This window comes from Ochrobactrum sp. P6BSIII, assembly GCF_014138065.1.
Lineage (GTDB): Bacteria > Pseudomonadota > Alphaproteobacteria > Rhizobiales > Rhizobiaceae > Brucella.
Window position 1 is genome coordinate 15366 of the sequence record NZ_JACGXB010000018.1, and the last position, 21618, is coordinate 36983.

Below are 21618 nucleotides of genomic sequence, written 5' to 3' on the forward strand. Positions count from 1 at the left end.
GTTATGCCTTTCCGAGATTTCGTGCATTGCGGTTCACGAGGAACAGCGCGGTGATGAGGCTGAGGGTGGCGACGACCATGAGGAACGTTGCCATGGCAAGAATGGACGGTTCGATATTATCGCGAAGCCCCTCGAACATTTTCAAGGGAAGGGTTCGTTGGCCGGGGCCGGCAAGGAAAAGGGTTACGACGACTTCATCGAACGAAGTCATAAAAGCGAAGAGCGCTCCAGAGATGATACCCGGCGCAATGACCGGAACAAGAACAGTCATGAAGCCTTTGAAAGGAGACGCGCCAAGACTTGCCGCAGCGCGGAGCAGCCCCATGTCGAAGCCTTGCAGCGTGGCCGTTACGGTGATCAGCACGAAAGGCGCGGACAGGACTGTATGGGCGATGATAACTCCAGGCATGCTGGCGGTCAGACCGAACTTCGCCATCAGAAAGTACATTCCCAGGCCGCTGATGACAGGCGGAACAATCATCGGCGCGATGAGGAAACCGAGGATCGCGGTTGGCATAGGCAAGTCGCGACGGGCAAACGCATAAGCTGCAAGTGTGCCGAGAATGGTTGCGGCAATCGTCGACACCGAACCGATGATCAGACTGTTCTTGAGTGATGAAAGCCATGGACCATTCGCAAACACACGCTCATACCACTGCAAGGAAAAGCCCGGTAGCGGATAGGAAAGAAAGCTGCCCGAACTGAAGGACAGGGGGACGATAGCGATGAGTGGAACGACCAGAAAGAGTATCATAGCCACGCCAAAGCCGTAGTAGAGCGTCCGTATAATCATTGCTTGACGATGATATGGCATTGGCGACCTCACTTTAGCCCCGCAAGCTGACGCACACCCACTGTGCGCGCGGCGAGCGCATAGACTGCAACGGTGCAAAGCAGCAGCACGATCCCAAGCGCAGAGGCCATGCCCCAATTGATGGTGGTATTGGCGAAGAAGGCTATGAAATAGCCGAGCATCTGGTCGCGCGCGCTGGCGACCAGCGATGGCGTGATATAATATCCAGCCGTCACGATGAAGGTGAGCAACACACCCGCTCCGACACCCGGCAGCGTCATCGGCAAGTAGACATTGAGGAAGCCGCGGACCGGATGAGCGCCAAGCGAGGCCGACGCCCGCATGAAATGGGGAGGAATACCCTTCATCGTGGAATAGAGAGGCAGGACCATGAAGGGCAGCATCATATGGATCATGACGATATAAAGCCCTGTGGTGTTGAAGATCAGCTCCAGCGGCTGTCGGATCAGACCAAGCCAACCAAACAGCGAATTAACAAGCCCCTCGCGTTGAAGAAGAACGATCCAGGCAGAGGTACGCGCCAATAACGATGTCCAGAACGGCAGCATCACAGCGATGATAAGCGCGATCGACAGAAATCGCGGTGCGCTCACCATCAGATTGGCAAGCGGATAGCCAAGCAGAGCGCAAACAAGAGTGACGATAGCTGCGGTCTTGAGCGTACGAAAGAGGATATCGACATAGGTTCGTTGCTCTTCAGGTGCCTGTACCACCTTACCACCGTCATCAATGGCAAGATCGACTGCGGCAAGCATGTAGTAAGGCGTGTAGGCCGGCGAGGCACGTTTCATCGCGTGCCAGTAGGCTGGCTCTTCCCACCTCTTGTCGATTCCAGCCAGAAAACGGCGTGCCGCACCATCCGCAGTGATATCGTCTGGTAGTGTACGCAACTTGCGAACGGTGCTGGTGAGAAGCGTGCGATAGCCACTCTCCTCATAGTTCAAGCGCCGGGCAGCCTCAGCAACAAGGTTGCGTGGAGCGCTGGCAATTTCCTGTACGAAAGTCGTGAAAACAACATCCGGCGGCAACTCCGCTGAATCGTTCGTCGTCCAGCGGGACAATTCAGCCACCGTTTCTGGTAGAGCCTGCGTCAGTTCGGCATTATCAATTGCCTTGTAGAGCATCATGCCGATCGGTAGCATGAATGTCAGCAGCACATAGAATAGAAGCGGTGCCACAAGCATTAAGGACACAACACGCCGACGTCTGCCAGCTCGCCCCCATTCCCGGCGCGTTGCCTTGGTCGCGGCTGTGTCTTCATCGATCAAGGTCATCGGAACCATGCCTCCTTAAACCATGCCGGCGGGAAATCTGCCGGCATGGCCTTTAACACTATCCAGTCGGCTTACTGAGCAACCCAGCTGGCAAAGCGTTCTGCCAGTTCCTCACCGTGATCAATCCAGAATTCCGAGTTGAAACGCACCGCGTTTTTAAGATTGTCCGGAGCAGATGGGAGTTTTGCCAACCGGTCCGCAGGAAGGGCTTCCATGGCTTTGACGTTGCTAACACCGTAAGCGATATTGTTGGCAAAGGTTGTCTGCGGTTCTTTTGACATCATGAATTCGACGAAAGCCGTTGCTTCATCCAGGTTTGGAGTTCCCTTCATGATGGCCCAGAATTCGGTTGAGTTGATCTGACCGTCCCAGACGATAGCAAAATCTTTCCCTTCCTTCTGAGCATTGTCGACGCGACCGTTATAGGCTGTTGTCATGACGACATCGCCTGAAGAGAGCCATTCCTGCGGCTGGGCTCCACTCTCCCACCACTGGATATGTGGCTTCAGTTGATCGAGCTTGGCGAAGGCTCTGTCCTGACCTTCCTTCGTGGCAATCACGCTATAGACTTCCGATGGCGGCACGCCGTCTGCCATCAAGGCTACTTCCATGGTCAGCTTCGCAGTCTTACGCAAACCGCGCTTGCCCGGCCACTTTTCCACGTTCCAGAAATCGGCCCAGTTCTTCGGCCCATCTGTCAGCTTGGCCTTGTCATAGGTCAAAATGTTGGCCCAGCTCAGAGCACCAACAGCGCATTCCTTGAACTGGCTGGGATCAATCTCATCCGCATGTGGCTTTTTCGACCAATCGATATTTTCGAGAAGCCCCTGCTCGCACGCCATGGTGACTTCGTCGTCCTCCATCTGCATGACATCCCAGGTGACATTTCCCGCGTCGACCATTGCCTTCTGCTTGGCTAGACCGCCATTGGTCGTGTCTTCGAGCACCTTGATGCCCTTTTCCTTGGCATAAGGCGTGAAATAGGCTTCCCGAAACGCGTCTTGAATTGCCCCACCAAAGCCAACAACAGTCAGATCGCGAGCATAGGCGCTAGAAAGGCATGCCGCAGTCGCGATACCGGTTGCCAGAAGCATCTTCCCATATTTATGCATGTTCCTGTTCCTCTCTCTTTTATGATCATTGCTCGCCCTCTGTTTTTCTTGTGACGAGGTATTAGGCTTCAGACGAGAATTTGCATCGGGTTCTGAAGCAGCTCCTTGAAACTGGACAACCATTGCGCTCCCAAAGCGCCATCTATTGCCCGATGATCGAGCGAAAGCGTCACGCGCATGACGCGGGCGTCAACGGCTATGCGCTCCCGAGACACAATCCGTTCTTCAATCGCGCCGACTGCAAGAATTGCGGCTTGCGGTGGATTGATAATGGCGGTGAAGTCGCTCACGCCGTACATGCCGAGATTGCTGATGGTGAACGAACCGCCACGATACTCATCCGGCTTCAGACCGCCATTGCGGGCTCTGAGTGCCAGATCGGAAATCTCATCCGAGATTATGGACAGCGATTTCTTGCCTGCATCCTTGACCACCGGCGTGATCAATCCGCCATCTGTCGCCACCGCAACGCAAATATCCGTTCGTTGCAGGCTGAGGAGAGCGTCCTCCGTCCAGATAACATTGCAGGCAGGAACGCGGGCGAATGCAGCGGCGGCTGCCTTGACCAGAAAATCCGTAACCGAAAGTCGCGCTTCTGCCGGACGCGCAGCATTGATCTGCTTTCGAAGTTCAAGCAGCGCATCGACAACGATTTCGGCATTCAGGTAAAAATGTGGAATCGTTTGTTTGGACGCGCTCAAACGCTGTGCAATCGTCCGCCGCATGGCGGAATGCGGGATGGCAACATACGGGATCTCCACATCGTGCGATCGGAGAACAGATACATCGTCATTAACGATCCCCGTCTGCTGGGCAACGGGATTGGGAGTAGAAGAGGCCGAGCGTATCGTTGTACCGAAAGCCTCAACATCGCCGCGAAGAATACGCCCGCGCGGTCCTGTCCCATTGATGTCAGAGAGCGAGATACCCTTTTCGCCTGCAAGCCTGCGTGCAAGCGGGCTGGCGAATATGCGCCGGTTCAAATCCCTGCCCGGCATTTCAGCCGTCGATACTGCTATTGCATCAGAGCCTACTGCTTCCCGTTGAACAAGTACCGTAGGAATAGAGGCTGAAAGCAACTGTGCCACATCGGCTTCAGTCTCCCCTTCATCCGCGAGAATGCCGATCGGTGTCTCAACTGTTACTGTCGCTCCATCGCCATGCAATATGCGGGCCACACGTCCTGACTTGGGGCTAGGAATTTCGATGACGGCCTTGTCCGTCTCGATCTCGGCAAAGGCCTCGCCTGAGACAACAGCATCTCCCTCGACTTTCAACCACCGGGCAATGGTGCCGTCACGCGCATTGGCCACGACGGATGGCATGACCAAAAACTCAGGCATGGTGTCGCTCCGGCAGGGTTGCCAATGCAGCCGCAATCTCTTCTCGCCCTGCATAGGCAGCGCGTTCGAGAACTTTGGAGATCGACGGAGAAGCTTCGCGTCCGCTGACCCGCTCGACGGGATGATCAAGCCAGTCGAACAACCGACGCTGGATTTCATCGGAAAGCCATGCGCCGTAAGAAGAACCGCGCGGCCCCTGCTCGACGATCATGACCATGTTGGTTTTCTTCACGCTTTCAGTGATGGTTTCCCAATCGATGCTGGCACGGTCGAGGCATCGCAGATCGATAACCTCGGCATCCAGACCTGCCTCCTCTACGGCATCAAGCGTTGCCTGCACCATAGCGGAGTAGGTCAGTATCGTCGCGGCAGACCCGCTTCGGCGTACCGACGCTTTGCCAAATGGAATGAAGTAATCAAGATCTCCGACCGGAGCTGGCCCCATCGTCTGATAAAGATCAACATGCTCTATCATCAGAACTGGATCATTCGACGCCAGCGCTGTGTTCATCAGCCCGACATAGTCGAATGGCGTGGATGGCGCGATAATTCTCCAGCCCGGCGAGGTGGCGAAAATGCCAGCAGGGTCCATGGAATGCTGGGAACCATAGCCTGTGCCAATCGCAATCTTCGTGCGCAGGACAAGAGGGACGGCCATGTCACCACCAAACATATGACGCGCCTTGCCGACCTGATTGAACACCTGATCGGCTGCGACCCACATGAAGTCCGGATACATGAACTCGACAATCGGACGATACCGCCCATCCATCGCAAGTCCACCGCCCAAGCCCAAGAACGCATTCTCGCTGATCGGCGTTCCAAGAATGCGATCAGGATACTTCGCCTTGAGGCCACGCGTGGCGCCGTTGGTTCCACCTTTCAAACGATGGATATCCTCGCCAAGGATGACGATACCGTCGTCCTTCTCCATACGCCGGTCCAGCACATCAGCAATGACGTCGACAAATTTGCGTTGTTCGATGCCGCCGGTGAAGTTCGATTTCTCGACATATTGCAGGCCCGATAATTCGGATCCATCGCTACGAATACCGACATCGCAGAAGTCCGGCTTCGGCCACAGCCCTGCCTTGATAACACGGCGATTATCCACGCGATCCGTCAACTCTTCCGCCACATCTTGCATGATCTGTTTGCAACGCGCTCTCAACGCATCGATACCGGTCTGGTCGACAAGGCCACGTGCCATCATTTCTCGTGCTACCCGATCCAGCGGATCTTTCGCCCGCCAGCTTTCCTCTTCCTCTTTCGTGCGATAGCCAAAGGCAGAGCCCGGGAACGAACCGTTCTGGTGGAAGTAGCGGTAAACCTCGGCCTCAATGATGGTCGGACCGTTTCCGGCGCGCATATGTGCAAGCGCCTCTTTCATTGCGAGATTGACCGCAAGCGGATCCATCCCGTCTACGTGCCAGGATGGAATAGCGAAGGCCTGTCCGCGCGCAGCCAAACGTGTTTCTGCCGTTGATTCTTCCAGACTGGTCGCGACCGCATAGCGGTTGTTCTCGATGAAGAAGCATAGAGGCAGACGCCAAGCTGCAGCGAGGTTCATCGTCTCCAATACCGAGCCGATATTCACCGCGCCGTCGCCAAAGTAACTTACCGCAACCGCGTCCGAACCCGACTGCTTGTGTGCGAATGCTGCACCTGCCGCCAGCGGCACGCCACCGCCGACAATGGCATTGGTGCCCAGTGCACCCGCAGCCTGCCATCGCAGGTGCATAGACCCACCGCGACCGCCACAGAACCCTTCGGCAAGCCCCATGATTTCGGCCAGAGAGCGGCGAAGAAGAGAACGGATTGAACCGTCAAATGCCATGCCGAACGGCAGACCATCAGGCGCGACAAAGTTCAAAGCCTTCGCGAGAAATTGATGATGCCCACGGTGAGAGCCGTTGATCTGATCATCTGCCCGGAGCGGCAGGATCGAGCCAACCGCGCCGCCCTCCTGACCAATAGATGAATGTGCCGGGCCGTGAACCAGCCCCTCATTTGCAAGTTCAAGGACGGCTTCTTCGAATGCGCGGATGAGATGGAGCGATGAGAGCATCGTTTCCAACCCGGCAGCGCCTTCCGCATCCCAATCCTTCTTGGTCGTGCCAAACTCTAGCCAGCGGGTGGAACTCGATACGGTCTTCGTTTGCGGCATTTCTTCCTCTACAGACAAAGCTCGGCCATCACCTGCGAGAGACTCGCAAGCGGCAGACAGTGGTCGGACATTACGCGCGATACCGGCGGTTTTGATGCTCTGAACAAGCCAGAGCGGTTCCCACATTTATTCTCGTTTTATTAGTGCTAGGCTTTCACTTTCTTTGCCCAGTGTCAATCAATTGTATCCATTGAATCTTGAAATAAAGGATTTTCCGCAAAATTTGCCTCGACAAAGGCATTTTCACAATGAACTATGATTTGATTGGATACATTGGTATGAAGGTGAGCGAATGTCGAAGAGTAACTACAGCCATCAGGACAAAGCGTCTGCGCATGACATTGGCTTACCCGGCCTGCGAGGCACCGAGCATATCGGTTTCACCGTCCCTAATCTGGCGGAGGCGGTGGATTTCTTCGTAAACGTCATTGGCTGCGAGCCATTTTATGAGCTTGGCCCTTTCTCGTCTGACGGGGAATGGATGCAGACAGCTCTCAATGTGCATCCGCGCGCGATCATGAAGAAGCTACAGTTCTTGCGCTGCGGCAATGGCTCCAACTTCGAGATATTTGAGTATTCGTCACCGGACCAAAACCCGGTCCAGCCACGCAATAGCGACGTCGGGGGACATCACCTTGCCTTCTATGTCGACGATATTGATTCGGCTGTGCAGTATTTGCGCATGCATGAAGTCCGCATTCTCGGTGAGCCTGTCGTGCGGAAAGATGGTCCGAGTGCAGGGCAAACCTGGGTCTATTTCCTGACACCCTGGGGAATGCAGCTCGAGCTCGTATCCTTCCCGAATGGCAAGGCCTATGAAAAAGGTCTGACGCGTCGCCTTTGGAGTCCGGTTGGAACAACGTCGTGATCGCCTCTTCGTCCGACGGTAAAAGTAGTAGACGAGCGCCGAACATTGTCTGCTATATCTGGCGTCTCTGATGCACTGTCAGAGCATAGAAGGGGCCATTTTATGAATGAAACCACGTTGGGTCTTCGAGTAACGAGTGAAATTCGCCAGAAGATTCTGAGCGGCGAGTTCGCGCCCGGACTGCGCATCCGGCAAGAGGAACTTGCCGCACAATTCGGCACGAGCCGCGTGCCCGTTCGGGAAGCTCTCAAGCAGCTCGAAAGCGAAGGCCTCGTCGTCATCGTTCCCAATAGTGGTGTCTGGATTGCGCGTGTCGACATCAATGAGTGTGTGGAGATGTGGAAAATCCGCGAGCGGATTGAACCGCTTGCGCTTGGCGAAAGCCTCCCGCACTTGACCGATGAGGATATTTTCGGCCTAGAAGAGATCTGTCGCGCCATAGACGCCACGACGGATGTGGAGGAATTCCTGCGGCTTGATCGTCAATTTCACCTCGCGAGCTATCGTGCGACGGCCATGCCTACGCTCATTCCAATGATCGAGCGCATCTGGAATACGACACAGCATTATCGGCGCGCTTACACAATGCTGCTGGGCCGTGAACGGTTCTGGATCATACAATGCGAGCACGGGCTTCTGATGGAAGCCATCAAGCGAAGAGATGTCGAGGACTCAGAAAGAGCCCTTTACAGCCACATTCGCCGCACCCGCATGGAACTGGAACGGAACCGCACGGCCTTTACTGACATTGCTTTCTAGATATCCCTGCCACGAACCGGCTTCACAGAGCCATCCCATTGGTAGCTGAGACATAACGAGCGTCCTCTCAGTAAACCAATTGACGCCAATGACGCTTCGTGCAATTAATTCATGATGCATCATACAACAAACATCGGTTCTTCTCATGTATGATTATTGTCTGGTTGGCGGCGGCATAGTCGGCCTTGCCACGGCCCTCACCATTGTCCGGCAGGAGCCTTCAGCCCGCATTCTTGTGCTGGAGAAGGAAGAAGCTGTCGCGATGCATCAGACCGGCCATAATAGCGGTGTGATTCACGCTGGCATCTATTACCAGCCCGGAAGCTTTAAGGCAGAGCTTTGCCGCGCTGGCGAGCGCATGACGAAGCAATTCTGCGACGAGAACAACATTCCTTATCGTGTTCCCGGCAAGCTTGTCGTTGCGACCAACGATGTCGAAGTGCAACGCCTCGCCGCGCTCGAAACAAATGCGGCGGCGAACGGCATTACCTGCCGCCGCCTCAGCGGCGGTGAACTACACGAATTCGAACCCGCCGTGACGGGACTCGGCGCATTGCTGGTCGAACAGAGCGGTATTGTTGATTATCGTGCGGTCTGCCGCGCCATGGCCGATCTCATTCGCGCTGCTGGTGGTGATATCGAGTTCAATGTCAGTGTCGACCGCATTGAAGAACGCAGTGACAGTGTGCGGGTCCATGCGAGCAGCAAAGTCTGGGAAAGCAGGCAGGTCATCGCCTGCGCCGGTCTGCAGGCTGACCGCCTTGCCCGACGCTCCGGTGTTGATGTGGACTTCCAGATAGTGCCATTTCGTGGCGAATATTACGCCTTGCGGCCTGAACTGAACAAACTCGTCGAACGCATGATTTATCCGGTGCCGGATCCTTCAATGCCGTTTCTCGGCATTCATCTGACACCGATGATTGACGGCAGCCTGACTGTCGGCCCCAATGCCGTTCTGGGCCTTTCGCGCGAGGGCTATCCAAAATTCTCGGCCAACTTGCGCGATATTGCGACCTATGCGGCCTTTCCCGGTTTCTGGAAGGTAATCACCGCCCATCTGTCGTCCGGCCTGGAAGAAATGAAGGATAGTCTGTTCAAGAAGAGCTATCTGGAAAAGTGTCGGAAATATTGCCCATCCCTGCAGGAAAGCGACCTTCGGCCCTATCGGGCGGGCATAAGGGCCCAAGCCGTTTCGAGAGACGGCAAGCTTATTCACGACTTCAAGTTCCACCAGACAAAACGTGTGCTGCATGTGTGCAATGCGCCGTCCCCCGCAGCCACGTCAGCCATACCTATCGGAAATCTGATCTTTCAACGCTTGCAAACAGGCAATTGAGTACGTCATGACCAATCCTCACTACCGCGACACCAAACTGTTCATCGATGGCAAATGGGTAGAAGGCGAAGGCGGCACGCCCATCGCCGTGCTCAATCCGGTCAATAATGAAACCATCGGAACGGTTGGCGTTGCCTCGAAAGCCCAGCTTGAAGCGGCAGCACTAGCTGCCGAACGCGGCTTCCACATCTGGCGCGATATGAGCGTCTTCGAACGCTCGAATATTCTGCGCAAGGCCGCCACGCTGCTGCGCGAGCGCGCTGAAGCCGCCGCGCGTCTACTGACGCTCGAACAAGGCAAGCCGCTTGCCGAAGCACTCGCGGAAATCAACGTCTCCGCCGATATTTTCGACTGGTTCGCCGAGGAAGCCCGGCGCGCTTACGGTCGCATCATTCCTGCGCGCGACCGTTTCGTTCGTCAGACAGTGTTCAAGACGCCGATCGGCCCAGTGGCTGCCTTCACGCCGTGGAACTTCCCGGTTTCGCAGACGGCCCGTAAACTGGGTGCGGCACTTGCCGCCGGTTGCTCGCTCGTCGTCAAGCCTTCGGAAGACACCCCCGCTTCGCCCACTGTTCTGGCCGAAGTGCTGCATGACGCTGGTCTTCCGGCGGGCGTCGTCAACTTCGTCTATGGCGTACCAGCCGACATATCGAGCTATTTGATCGCGCATCCGGCCATCCGCAAAGTCTCGTTTACCGGATCGGTGCCGGTCGGCAAGCACCTTGCCTCGCTGGCAGGTGCGCACATGAAGCCCGCCACGATGGAACTAGGCGGCCATGCACCGGTTCTGGTCTTTGGCGACGCCGACATCGTGGCAGCAGCAACCACGATGGGTCGCTCGAAATTCCGCAATGCCGGTCAGGTCTGCGTCTCTCCGACCCGCTTCCTGATTGAGGACAAGGCCGTCGATCAGTTTGTCGATGTGTTTCTTCAGGAAATCGGTCGTGTCAAGGTTGGCTCCGGTCTCGAAGCCGACAGCACCATGGGGCCGCTCGTTTCGCAACGTCGCGTGGAAGCAATTGAAGCGCTCGTGGCCGATGCCCGAGACAAGGGTGCCAATGTTGCTGCCGGTGGCAAGCGCATCGGCAATTCCGGCAATTTCTATGAACCGACGGTTCTGACGAATATCACGCGCGATATGAACATCATGAATGATGAGCCGTTTGGCCCAGTGGCACTGATCATTCCGTTCTCCGATGCGGAAGAAGCATTCAGCGAAGCCAATCGTCTGCCATTCGGCCTTGCTTCTTATGCGTTCACGCAATCGGCAGCACGGATTGCCGAACTCGAACGCCGTGTCGAGGTAGGCATGCTGACCATCAACCATCTTGGTCTGGCTCTCCCGGAAGTGCCGTTCGGTGGCGTCAAGGACAGTGGCTATGGTTCCGAAGGCGGTAGCGAAGCCATCGAACCTTATCTCACAACCAAATTCGTCACGGAACGACACGCGGTGTAATCTGCACTGATCAAACAGACATTATAAAACGGCACTCCGTTGGAGTGCCGTTTCTTTTTTGCGCGGTCATCAGCTCAAACAATAACCCCCGCATCGCAGTCAGCAATGCGGGGGGCTATCTTCGCTATGGTATGCTGATGCTCTAAGCGCGGAGGCTCGCCGTTCTTTCGAGATCGATCTTGAAGGTGCCCGGTTCCTCATCATTCGAAACCAAAGCAACGCGATAGACCTTTTCGGCAGCTTCCGGGGACAACCAGCCACGGTTTGCGGTTGCAAGCACGCGCTTTGGATCGCGTTTCAGCGGGTCGCCGTAACCGCCGCCGCCCGAGGCTGTAAAAGCAATCTTCGCTCCGTCTTCAATGACGACTTCCGCAAAGGCGGGCAGAGTTTCTTCCTTGCCTTCGCCCACAATCTTGACCGTTTCCGAAGCCTTGCCCGTACCGCCGCCCAAAACGCCGCGTGGCGGGAAGGTTGTGCCATCAGCAGCGTAGACAATCGTCATATCATGGTCGAGCGGATAGAAAACGCCGCCAACTGTCGGCGACCCTTCAAACTCACCATAACCCTGCGAATCCTGAACAACGCCACGCCGCTCGATGATGATGGGATACATCGATTCATCGACCTCGACAGAGTCCAGCTGGATCAAACCAGCATTTGCCGGGCCGCAATAGGTTAGCCAGCCATCATGGCCGTGCAAAGCGCCTCCACCGGCATATCCGACAAAGACCTGGTTCACATAGCCCTTGCCATCCTTGTACGGGTCTTGGCCTGAAATGACCCCAACACCCGCCGGCAGATGCGAGCCGCTTTCAGCTTGACCATATGGCGCGCCCATCTGGGAGAACACCGCGTTGCCAGCAATCATCAACCGGTCATTGACGTTGGTCGTGGCAACGGAAGTTCCAACAGGGTATTTGGGCTTGCCGATTGCGGAACCATCTCGCAACAATACCTTGATCTGGGATTTCGCGCCCTCATTATGCGGGACACTTTCATCAAGATTGTTGAACACACCAATGCGGCATGACCCTGTCGCTGTGTTCTCTGACAGATTCAGGCCGCCTGGAACGCAATCGATATTGTCCCGCGCATCAACGACAATCTCGCCTTTATCAGGATCGACATTGATGGTCAATTTGACGGGAATTCCTTCGTCGGCAACGCCGGGCACCGGGTCGTGACGAATTTCGTAGCTGTACTGACCAGCAGGAAGCTTCGCAATGGCGGCCTTTGCGCATCGCGCACCATAATCGAACCAGTCTTCCACGAAGTCCAGTACCGTTTCCGGTGAATAGCGTTCCAGCAATTCGTGAATTCGACGCTCACCAGTGCGGCAGGCTCCAATCTGTGCACGCACATCGCCAAGCCACATTTCCGGCACGCGATTGCGCATGGAGCCAATGCGCAGAATATCCGCCTTTTCCTTGTAGTTTTCTGCAATGCGCACGCAGGGCCAGTGCATCCCTTCTTCAAAGATGTTCTTCGCGAATGGGAGATAAGTCGATGGCGTCGGCGCACCGGTATCAGCATGGTGCGACAGCGCCATCATCCAGAATAGCGGTTTGCCCTGATAGAAAACCGGCATCGCCACGATCAAGTCGGCATGGTGCGTGCCGCCCGTAAAAGGACAATTGTTGAAGAAGATGTCACCCGGCTTGATATCGTCGAAGAGTTTAGTGATCGGGCGGGTCGCCAGATCCATCGACATGACGTGGATAGGCAGGGCATCTTCGACCGATACCAGACGATGATCATAGGTCAGGATCGCGCAGGAAAAGTCGCGCGCGTTCTTGATAACAGCCGACCGGCTGGCACGCATGACAACAAGCGTCATCTCGCGCACCACAGCCTCGAAGCGGCTTTTGAGAACGGACATAAGAAAAGGATCTACGCGACGGGCTGCACCCGTATCAGATATTTTTGTGCTCATATTCATCACTGAACCTTTCTGATCAGGCTACCTGGACAACGAGGTTGCCATATGTATCCACGGTGGCGTCGTGCCCCTTCTTCAGGTAGGCGGTAAAGGTTTCGGCATCGACGATGCACGGCCCTGCAAGTTGCGCGCCAGCGCCAAGTCCCGCCAGTTCGTAGACCGGCAATTCCTCTTTCGCCTTGATTTCGTGGCTGTACACATTGCGGAAACCCTTGGGCTGGACCGCACCGTCCTGACTATGCAGCGTATGGCTGAGCCAAACGTCCTGTCCGGTACGTTTGCCAATCGCACGCAATTTCCAGGCTGTGAACTCGACCACGTCACCATCCGCACGAATGGAATAGATGCGTTCATGCATCTTGTGGAATGCTTCAACGAATTCTGCCAATTGGGCCTGCGTGACTTGGCCATTTTCAGGCGTGAACGGAACTTCAATCTCGAAGGATTGATACTCGTACCGTCCCATGAAACTGAATTCGAAGCGCCGGTTCTCACGCGTAACACCGGCCTCATCAAGGAACCCGTCGCCGGACTCCATCAGCCGTGACAGGATTGCGTTGACACCTTCCGGATCGAAGCGTTCGCTCGAGGTCAAAAGCACGCCGGTATCCTCGCGACGGATATCCGAGATCAGACCGCCAAAAGCCGAAAGACCGGCCATGAAGCGGGGGATCATATAACGTTTCAGACCGAGAATATCGGCCATCTCCGCTATATGGATAGCGGTTGCACCGCCACCGCAAACGAAGAAGCTGTCACGCGGGTTAATTCCCTCGCGCACGGTGATTTCTTCAATTGCGGCCACCATGTTGTGGTTCGAGGTCGTGTAGATGGCATAGGCAGCTTCCTCATTGGAAACCCCAAGCTCGCCTGCAACCTTCGACAAGGCCTGTTCGGCCAAATCCTTCCGCAACTGCATTTTGCCGCCCAGAAAATAGTCTGGATCGACAATCCCCAGAACGACATTGGCGTCAGTGACTGTCGGCAACTCGCCACCCTTGTTGTAGCAGGCAGGCCCCGGACGCGCGCCTGCACTATGGGGCCCAACATGCAAGAGACCGCCAGCATCTACCGACGCGATTGACCCCCCACCGGCACCCACCGAGCGCACGTCAACCTTGGGAATGCCGAGACTGTCATGATGGATCATGCTGTCAGGCGTCACAATGATCTGATGGTTGCGCAAAGCGGAAACATCAAATGTCGTTCCACCCATGTCACCAACAATAATGTCTGGCTCGTCGGAAAGGGCAAGCGCGGCCATTGGAGCAAGGGTTGGACCCGACATGACCGAGTAAATCGGCTTCCGGATCATTTCTGCAACCGGCATCATGCCGCCAACACAATTAGCCAGCAGCAACTCACCGCCGAAATTGGTCTCGTCGAGTGCAAGGCGCAGCTTTTCGATATAGCGCTTGACGATGGGGTTGATCGAGGCATCAATTGCAGCAGCGATGATACGCTTGTATTCGCGCGGCATCGGATTGATTTCATGGCTGAGCGTGATGGCGACGCCCGGCAGCTTCTCTTCCAATATCTGGCGTATTTCCAACTCATGTTCCGGATTAACCACGGACCACAGCAGACCTACGGCAATGGCTTCGACTCCGAGCTTCTTGAAGTCTTCCGCTGCTTTCACAACGTCATCGCGATTGAGCGCCGTGACTACGCGTCCACGCGCATCAATGCGTTCACTGACGGTGCGTGTCAGGTGACGCGGCACATAAGCTTCGGGATAATCCAGCCGCCACTGAAACGCGCCCTTGCGTGGACCTTCGCGCAGAACAAGCACATCCTGGTGGCCTTCGGTAACAATCAGTCCAACCTTGACGGTTTTACGCTCAACCAATGCGTTGGTCGAAACGGTGGAACCATGCACAATAAGGTCGACCTGCTGGAAGAAGGCATCAGGGGTTAGATCATAGCCTTCGGCGGCGACATGGAGGACATTGATAAATCCCTTCTCAAACTCGCCCGGTGTCGTCGGCGATTTAAAGATCGAGATTTCACCTTTTTCGTTCGAAACAAGGCAGTCCGTGAAAGTACCACCAATATCGATGCAAACCTGATATGTCATTTGATCCTCAAGATATCTCTTTTGGGGTCGATAAATGAACGGCGAAGCCGCTCGCAATGCGAATACAAAACCCTGGACTAACGCTGCGTCTGCAGCTGTACGACGACCAGAGAAACGATGATGATGAGGCCAAGGAATATCTGCTGAAGATAGCCATCAACCTGAATGAGGTTCATACCGTTGGAAAGAACCGTGATGAAAAGTGCTCCAATCAGGGCTGCGGTCACGCCGCCCTCACCACCGGTAAGGCGCACACCACCAACAACTGCAGCCGCGATGGATTCCAGTGTGAGATTTCCACCAAGATTGGGTTCGCCAGAGCCTGTGCGTGCTGTCAGCATGATCGCTCCAATGGCCGTCAGCAGCCCACAAATGGTGTAGGCCAAAATAACAGCAGGCGCCGCCCGAATACCGGCCGCCCGCGCAGCCTTGGGGTTCGCGCCGATGATATAGAGACTACGACCGAATTTGGTGGCGGTCAGGATAAAACCGAGCACAATGAAGACCAATGCAAGCACCCATATGGGCGCGGACAGACCAAGGAATTTTCCTTGCGAGAGCATAGCGTTGAAGACTGGAGGCAAGCCAGTAATCGGGAAGCCACCGCTTACAGTCGAAGCCAGAGCAAGGATGATATTGGCCATACCCAGCGTCACCACCAAAGCGTTGAGCTGGAACCCGGCGATGAGCACGCCATTCGTCATGCCGATTGCCGCTCCGATAACAAGCGCTGCGCCCATTCCAAGCAATACGGACGTGCCGTCACCGCCATTGACCATCACCATGGCCGAAACCACGCTGATCAAGGAAATATTGAAGCCAAGCGAAAGGTCGAAACCGCGTGTCAGAATGACGAAGGTTTGCGCCATCGCAAAGATTGCAAGAAAACTCGCCTGTACGACGATGTTCTGGATATTGCCGAGCGACCAGACGCGCGGTTCCACCAAGCCGAACAACAGGAGAGTGGCAAGGATTGCAAGCGGCAAAACCAAGCTGGTGAGGCGATGTGAAATCGACATGGATCTTTTGATGACAGGCCGGGAAGTTGTGGTGTCGGACATGGTCATTTCCTCACCTGAAGCAAACGTTCTATCCCCAACGCGCCGATCAACACCGCGCCAAGCATCAACGTCTGAAATTTACTGTCTATCTGAAGCAGGTTCATCGCATTGCCGATCACCGTCAGGAACAATGCTGCTAGAACAACAAGTTCCGCTCGCCCTACCCCGCCACGCAGTGACACGCCCCCAATAACAGCAGCGGCGATTGTTTCCATAGCCAGCGTGCTGCCGATGGTAGCCTGCCCGGACCCAAGCCGAGCCGTCATCAGAAAACCGGTCAGAGCCGCGAGAACACTTGCGAGCACATAAGTGGATACAATCACACGCTTGACCTTGATGCCGGAAAGAAGTGCTGAACGAGGATCGCTGCCCACCGCATAGATATGACGTCCGAAAGCAGTGTGACGCTGCATCACGACACACAGTACCGCGACGGCAAGAACGATGATCATGATCACTGGTATGTTCATGATCTGATTTCGACCGACGCCTTTGATAAAGCCGTCAAACACACCGTAAACAGGAATACCTTGTGTGAAATAGAGAGCAACACCCATGATGATGGAAGTTACCGCCAGCGTCACCATGAAGGGCGAAATGTTAAAGGTCGCAACTAACGCACCATTAATAAGCCCCACCAGTCCACCAAGTGCGAGGACAGCCAATAATGCGAGCAATGTTACATAGAGTTCCATTCCCGGAAACATGGGTCCCACGACAAGCATGATCGTGGCTGTAACCAATGTTCCTCCGGCAACGACAGCACCAACCGAGAGATCGAAGCCGCCGATTGTCATAACCAGCATCTGCGCGAGAGCAGGCAGTGCCAGAAATGAGAAATTTCTCATCACATTGATCAGATTGAGCCGGTTCAAAAAGCTCGGCGCTATCAGCGAGGTAATGATCAGGGACAATGCCAGGAACGTAAACACGATACCGCCACTGGCGATAAACCGCTGGAGAAAATGCGGCCCGCTATGAGGGGCAGCTTGTCGGGCGACGGTGTCCGTCATGCTATCAGTTCCTTCCCGGCGCTTTCCCCAAAATAGTGAGACAATACGCTCGCTTCGGATTTTTCATTTTCCTGGATTTCCGCCATGATCCGACCTTCATGCATGACGTAAATGCGTGTCGACAGATTGATCAGCTCGGGCAATTCCGAAGTGGAGACAATGACACAGGCTCCGCCCTCTACGAGACGCTTGATGTATCGGTAGACATCGGCCTTGGCGCCCACATCGATCCCCACTGTGGGCTCATCAAAAATATAGACGTCGAAATCCTTCATCAAACCGCGCGCCAGCATGATTTTCTGCTGGTTTCCACCCGAAAATGCTCGCGCACGCCTTTCGGGATCGAAGGGGCTAAGCGCCAGTTCCTTCAGCGGACTAGCGACCACTGACGCTTCTTTCCTGTGCTTGAAGAATGGACCAATGGAAAGACTTGGCAGGTTTAAGCCAGCCATGGTTACATTCTCGCGGGCGGGGCGGATCAAGGCCAATCCTTCCTCGCCACGGTCTGCAGGAAAATAGCAAAGATGGTTGTCCAGCATGACCGGAGGCGTCGGACGCTCTACCACTTTGCCATGGAGCTCAACGCGTCCGGACGATATCGTTTCGAGACCAAAGATGGCGCGGCACAATTCCGAGCGCCCACAACCAACTAAACCGGCAAGACCAACAACCTCACCCGCTCGCGCATAAATGCTGGCATCGACGACAGTACCGTTTTCAACCGAAAGCCTGTCGATCTTCAGAGCAACTTCGGTCGGACTGGTTGTGATCTTTGGAAACAGTTCCGAGACCGGGCGTCCGATCATCATCTCGATCAGACCTTCGTCACTGATCTCACCGGTATTCACCGTTCCGATATATTTACCGCCACGCAGAACTGTCACGCGATCAGAGAGATTGCGTAGTTCCGCCATGCGGTGGGATACGTAAATGATGCCGACGCCCTTTTCCTTCAATCGCCGGATAGTGCGGAACAGCTTTTCCGCCTCGCCATCAGTCAACGATGCCGTCGGCTCATCAAGGATGAGAATTTTTGGGTCAAGCCGAAGCGCTTTGGCAATCTCGATCATTTGCCGCTGAGCACGCGACAGATGCCCAACCATCGCATCCAGTGGGACATGAAACTCCAGCTCATCCAGCAACTGCTGGGCTTCGGCGCGCATAGCCGCTTTCTTGAGGAAAAGCCTGCCACTCTTTTCGCGCGCCAAAAACAGATTTTCCAGTACCGTTAAATCCGGAACAAGACTGAACTCCTGAAACACCGACGCGATGCCAAGCTCACGTGCAAGTGCCGGGTTCATTTTGTTATAGGTCTTTCCATTCACCGTCAGCTCTCCCGCCGACGGCTCGAAAGTTCCAACGATCAAATTGATGAGCGTCGACTTCCCCGCACCATTCTCACCGAGAAGCGCATGGACCTCGCCAGGCTTCAGGTGTAGCTCAACGTTGCTCAACGCGGCAATGTTGCGGAAATTCTTTGTCAGCCCTTTGATGTGAAGCATGTTCATTCCCGATCAATGATCCCCGCCCGGCCTCTTTCGAGGCCAGACGACGTTGCATTGTTGAAAGGCGAAACTGCCTGAAAACGCAGCCTACTTGGCGTTGACCGAAAATACCGGACGCGTATTGGCTGGGGCGAAGATCTGCGTCGTATCAAAACTGTCGATATTGTCCTTCGTGACAATACCAGGAGAAACGAGCAGCACCTTCTCGTGCGGTTTCTTTTCAAGGGCACGAACAGCAAGATCAACGCCAATACGACCCATCATGACCGGATATTCAGTTGCAAAAGCAACAACTTTTCCGCTTTTGACCGCATCCAGCATCGTCTGGTTTTCATAGGACGAAACGATCATCACATCGTCACGCCCGGCATCTTCCACCGCGCCAATCGCAGCTTCGGCAGTTGGGGCCCCACCCCAGATCACATTCATATCGGGATAGGTCTGCAGTGCATCTTCTACCAGACGCAACTGTGCTGGAACGCTGGCTTCACCAAATTGCTCGGCCAACAATTTGATATTGCCTTCTTTGACGGAGTCGCGGAAGCCACTCATATAGGTTTCCGCCCATCCGGAACCCTGAGGTCCGGGGAAACCAACTGCTTTCCCTTCCTTGTCGCCAAGAAGTTTCTTGGCATACTCGCCGGTCTGATAGCCCTTCTGATAGAAGTCCGGTGTGACGCGGGCAGTGATCGGCGTTTCGAGAATGGGGTTCGCCACAGCGATATTGACGATGCCCTTGTTCATGCCTTCAGTGATCTTCGCAGCGACACCCGCTTCCGAGATTGGCGAAATCAGTATGGCATCCGCGCCGGCCGCGACGCAATCGTCATATTGCGAGATCTGCTTGGGAAGTGATGTGTAGCCGCCAGCCTGATAGATCGTCAGATTGACACCCAGACGCTTGGCTTCCTCTACCATGCCGTAGTTGACCGACACCCAGTAGCCATCCTGAATATGAGGATAGAGAACGCAGAGGTTCCAGGGCTTTTCTGCCTTCTCCAGCGGCGTGTATTCAATTTCAGAGACCGACTTCAGATCACCGTCCTTCGCGGACTGGATCTTGAAGGGCCACCATTTTCCGGATCCATCTGCAGCAAGTGCGGTTGCCGAAAACGAGACAGCCAGCGCCAGTATGGACGAGCCAATAGCATATTTCAGATTCATATCGAGACGAGCTCCCATTTTGCCCTCTGCGGTTGATTTTGTGAGGCGATTTTGCCTTCTTTTATTCGTTAACGCTTATATAGAATGACCACCCTGTCAATGAAATTGGATACATTATGTTTTATTTTTTCTCATTTGACGCTGCATAATCTACTTATAAGCCTCAAATGTATCCAATCACATTTTGATGCATGTTGCCACCGGGCTATTAAAGCCCGGTGCACTCGTTTAGATTTTTGCCTTTAAGCCCGACCGATTGCGGCCAGCGTTTCATCCAGCGACTTCTTCGTTGCCGCGACAACATCATCGACCTGCGAAGGCGTGATGATCATGGGCGGGCAAAACGCAATCGCATCGGCCATGTTGCGCGTGATGACGCCATTGCCGAACATCGCCGCATTGGCGAGACCACCCAGTGTGCCGACTTTCTCGTGTGGCGCCTTGGTTGCCTTGTCACCAACCAGTTCAAGCGCGGCAATCAGGCCAACGCCGCGCACTTCACCAACCAGCGGATGGTCGGCCAGTTCACGCAGGCGCTTTTGCATATAGGCGCCGGTTTCACGCGCATTGGTCACCAGATCGCGCTCTTCGATGATCTTGAGGTTTTCGACCGCAACCGCAGCCGCAACCGGATGACCCGAGCCCGTATAGCCGTGACCGAATACACCAAGGCGTGCACTTTCATCCGCCACCGGCTGATAGACGCGGTCATTGAACATGAAAGCCGAGATCGGCAGATAGGACGACGAAATCTGCTTCGACAGCGTCATGATATCGGGCTTCATATTGAAGGTCTGCGAGCCGAACATATTGCCGGTACGACCAAAGCCGCAGATCACTTCGTCGGCGATCAGCAGAATATCGTATTTAAGCAGCACGGCCTGGATCTTTTCCCAGTAACCTTCCGGCGGAACAACGACGCCGCCTGCCCCCATCACCGGTTCGCCAATGAAGGCTGCAACCGTTTCCGGACCCTCGGCGAGGATCATGTCCTCCAGATCCTTGGCAAGACGTGTGGTGAATTCATCGACCGTTTCGCCCGGCAGTGCATCACGGTAGTAATGCGGGCAGGTCGTATGCAGGAAGCCCGGCAGCGGCAGATTAAACGAGTTGTGATTGACCGGCAGGCCGGTGGCGCTTGCCGATGCAATCGTCACGCCATGATAGCCGCGCTTGCGACCGATGATCTTGGTGCGCTGCGGCTGACCCATGGCATTGGCGCGGAACCACAACATCTTGATGATGGTGTCATTGGCTTCCGAGCCGGAATTGGTGAAATAGACCTTGCTCATCGGAACCGGCGCGATGCTGATCAGCTTTTCGGCCAATTCGATGACAGGGGGATGCGACCGGTGCGTGAAAGTGTGCGAATAAGGCAGCTTCAACATCTGCTTGTGCGCAGCATCGGCAAGACGCTTTTCAGAAAAGCCGACGCCGACGCTCCAAAGGCCCGCCATCGCTTCAATATAACGCTTGCCGTTATTGTCTTCGACGTAGATACCATCACCCTTTTCGATCACCACCGGGCCGATTTCCTCGTGACGGCGCGCATTGGTGTTGGAATGGAAATGATAGGCGATGTCGCGAGCTTCAACGGAATTGGGCTGTCTCGTCATGTAATTCCCCTTTCAAAGCCGGTGGACCGGCTATTACGGCCTCTTATTTCCAGATGCAGCCCGAGACAGCAAAGCTTATGCTGTCGACACACGAAATCGTGGAGGCTGATCGTT

General features: G+C 55.0%; 16 protein-coding genes. 4 read left to right on the forward strand and 12 right to left on the reverse strand.

Annotation, left to right across the window (positions count from 1 at the left end; translation table 11 throughout):
• Position 1: 1 nt before the first annotated feature.
• The 5 genes from FHW00_RS20610 to FHW00_RS20630 form a co-directional block, all read right to left on the reverse strand.
• Positions 2 to 754: an ABC transporter permease gene (locus FHW00_RS20610; RefSeq protein ID WP_445558215.1), complete on the reverse strand. Its 753-nt coding sequence runs from the start codon at positions 752 to 754 to the stop codon at positions 2 to 4.
• A 68-nt stretch (positions 755 to 822) separates the two neighbouring features.
• Entirely contained in the window at positions 823 to 2088 is a 1266-nt protein-coding gene (locus tag FHW00_RS20615; protein WP_078340140.1) for an ABC transporter permease, read from the reverse strand.
• Between the two features lie 71 nt (positions 2089 to 2159).
• Positions 2160 to 3200, reverse strand: coding sequence for an ABC transporter substrate-binding protein (locus FHW00_RS20620; protein ID WP_078340121.1), 1041 nt, complete (start codon positions 3198 to 3200; stop codon positions 2160 to 2162).
• A 68-nt stretch (positions 3201 to 3268) separates the two neighbouring features.
• A complete protein-coding gene (locus FHW00_RS20625) occupies positions 3269 to 4543 on the reverse strand; it encodes a 2-oxo acid dehydrogenase subunit E2 (protein ID WP_078340120.1) in 1275 nt (424 codons plus the stop codon).
• Complete coding sequence (locus tag FHW00_RS20630) at positions 4536 to 6710, reverse strand: alpha-ketoacid dehydrogenase subunit alpha/beta (protein ID WP_078340139.1); 2175 nt, start codon at positions 6708 to 6710, stop codon at positions 4536 to 4538. Before FHW00_RS20630 ends, FHW00_RS20625 begins: the two co-directional genes overlap by 8 nt.
• A 292-nt stretch (positions 6711 to 7002) precedes the next feature.
• On the opposite strand from FHW00_RS20630, the gene FHW00_RS20635 reads away from it, so the two are divergent.
• The 4 genes from FHW00_RS20635 (at position 7003) to FHW00_RS20650 (ending at position 11129) form a co-directional block, all read left to right on the forward strand.
• Complete coding sequence (locus tag FHW00_RS20635; RefSeq protein ID WP_078340119.1) at positions 7003 to 7578, forward strand: VOC family protein; 576 nt, start codon at positions 7003 to 7005, stop codon at positions 7576 to 7578.
• A gap of 102 nt (positions 7579 to 7680) precedes the next feature.
• On the forward strand, positions 7681 to 8337 hold the full coding sequence (locus tag FHW00_RS20640; protein ID WP_078340118.1) for a GntR family transcriptional regulator: 657 nt from the start codon (positions 7681 to 7683) through the stop codon (positions 8335 to 8337).
• 145 nt (positions 8338 to 8482) lie between these two features.
• Positions 8483 to 9673, forward strand: a complete 1191-nt coding sequence (gene lhgO / locus FHW00_RS20645; RefSeq protein WP_078340117.1) for an L-2-hydroxyglutarate oxidase — start codon at positions 8483 to 8485, stop codon at positions 9671 to 9673.
• A gap of 7 nt (positions 9674 to 9680) precedes the next feature.
• Positions 9681 to 11129, forward strand: a complete 1449-nt coding sequence (locus tag FHW00_RS20650; protein ID WP_078340116.1) for an NAD-dependent succinate-semialdehyde dehydrogenase — start codon at positions 9681 to 9683, stop codon at positions 11127 to 11129.
• Positions 11130 to 11271: 142 nt separating this feature from the next.
• On the opposite strand, the gene FHW00_RS20655 is transcribed toward FHW00_RS20650, so the two are convergent.
• The 7 genes from FHW00_RS20655 to FHW00_RS20685 form a co-directional block, all read right to left on the reverse strand.
• Complete coding sequence (locus FHW00_RS20655) at positions 11272 to 13008, reverse strand: hydantoinase B/oxoprolinase family protein (protein WP_440631614.1); 1737 nt, start codon at positions 13006 to 13008, stop codon at positions 11272 to 11274.
• A 76-nt stretch (positions 13009 to 13084) separates the two neighbouring features.
• Positions 13085 to 15145, reverse strand: coding sequence for a hydantoinase/oxoprolinase family protein (locus FHW00_RS20660; protein WP_078340114.1), 2061 nt, complete (start codon positions 15143 to 15145; stop codon positions 13085 to 13087).
• Positions 15146 to 15222: 77 nt separating this feature from the next.
• The gene (locus FHW00_RS20665) at positions 15223 to 16206 is read right to left on the reverse strand and encodes an ABC transporter permease (protein WP_078340113.1); all 984 of its coding nucleotides are present in this window, start codon (positions 16204 to 16206) and stop codon (positions 15223 to 15225) included.
• A 2-nt stretch (positions 16207 to 16208) separates the two neighbouring features.
• A complete protein-coding gene (locus tag FHW00_RS20670; protein ID WP_078340112.1) occupies positions 16209 to 17219 on the reverse strand; it encodes an ABC transporter permease in 1011 nt (336 codons plus the stop codon).
• Positions 17216 to 18721: a sugar ABC transporter ATP-binding protein gene (locus tag FHW00_RS20675; protein WP_078340138.1), complete on the reverse strand. Its 1506-nt coding sequence runs from the start codon at positions 18719 to 18721 to the stop codon at positions 17216 to 17218. Before FHW00_RS20675 ends, FHW00_RS20670 begins: the two co-directional genes overlap by 4 nt.
• Positions 18722 to 18811: 90 nt before the next feature.
• Positions 18812 to 19906, reverse strand: a complete 1095-nt coding sequence (gene torT / locus FHW00_RS20680) for a TMAO reductase system periplasmic protein TorT (protein WP_244597018.1) — start codon at positions 19904 to 19906, stop codon at positions 18812 to 18814.
• A gap of 224 nt (positions 19907 to 20130) precedes the next feature.
• Positions 20131 to 21504, reverse strand: coding sequence for an aspartate aminotransferase family protein (locus FHW00_RS20685; RefSeq protein ID WP_078340111.1), 1374 nt, complete (start codon positions 21502 to 21504; stop codon positions 20131 to 20133).
• Positions 21505 to 21618 lie beyond the last annotated feature (114 nt).

Bases quoted from the DNA above. Each gene is read 5' to 3' on its own strand.
- FHW00_RS20625 (WP_078340120.1), bottom strand. From the start codon at position 4,543: ATGCCTGAGTTTTTGGTCATGCCATCCGTCGTGGCCAATGCGCGTGAC.
- FHW00_RS20685 (WP_078340111.1), bottom strand. From the start codon at position 21,504: ATGACGAGACAGCCCAATTCCGTTGAAGCTCGCGACATCGCCTATCAT.
- FHW00_RS20635 (WP_078340119.1), top strand. From the start codon at position 7,003: ATGTCGAAGAGTAACTACAGCCATCAGGACAAAGCGTCTGCGCATGAC.
- FHW00_RS20650 (WP_078340116.1), top strand. From the start codon at position 9,681: ATGACCAATCCTCACTACCGCGACACCAAACTGTTCATCGATGGCAAA.
- lhgO (WP_078340117.1), top strand. From the start codon at position 8,483: ATGTATGATTATTGTCTGGTTGGCGGCGGCATAGTCGGCCTTGCCACG.
- FHW00_RS20675 (WP_078340138.1), bottom strand. From the start codon at position 18,721: ATGCTTCACATCAAAGGGCTGACAAAGAATTTCCGCAACATTGCCGCG.
- FHW00_RS20610 (WP_445558215.1), bottom strand. From the start codon at position 754: ATGATACTCTTTCTGGTCGTTCCACTCATCGCTATCGTCCCCCTGTCC.
- FHW00_RS20630 (WP_078340139.1), bottom strand. From the start codon at position 6,710: ATGCCGCAAACGAAGACCGTATCGAGTTCCACCCGCTGGCTAGAGTTT.
- torT (WP_244597018.1), bottom strand. From the start codon at position 19,906: ATGGGAGCTCGTCTCGATATGAATCTGAAATATGCTATTGGCTCGTCC.
- FHW00_RS20655 (WP_440631614.1), bottom strand. From the start codon at position 13,008: ATGTCCGTTCTCAAAAGCCGCTTCGAGGCTGTGGTGCGCGAGATGACG.
- FHW00_RS20665 (WP_078340113.1), bottom strand. From the start codon at position 16,206: ATGTCCGACACCACAACTTCCCGGCCTGTCATCAAAAGATCCATGTCG.
- FHW00_RS20615 (WP_078340140.1), bottom strand. From the start codon at position 2,088: ATGACCTTGATCGATGAAGACACAGCCGCGACCAAGGCAACGCGCCGG.
- FHW00_RS20640 (WP_078340118.1), top strand. From the start codon at position 7,681: ATGAATGAAACCACGTTGGGTCTTCGAGTAACGAGTGAAATTCGCCAG.
- FHW00_RS20660 (WP_078340114.1), bottom strand. From the start codon at position 15,145: ATGACATATCAGGTTTGCATCGATATTGGTGGTACTTTCACGGACTGC.
- FHW00_RS20620 (WP_078340121.1), bottom strand. From the start codon at position 3,200: ATGCATAAATATGGGAAGATGCTTCTGGCAACCGGTATCGCGACTGCG.
- FHW00_RS20670 (WP_078340112.1), bottom strand. From the start codon at position 17,219: ATGACGGACACCGTCGCCCGACAAGCTGCCCCTCATAGCGGGCCGCAT.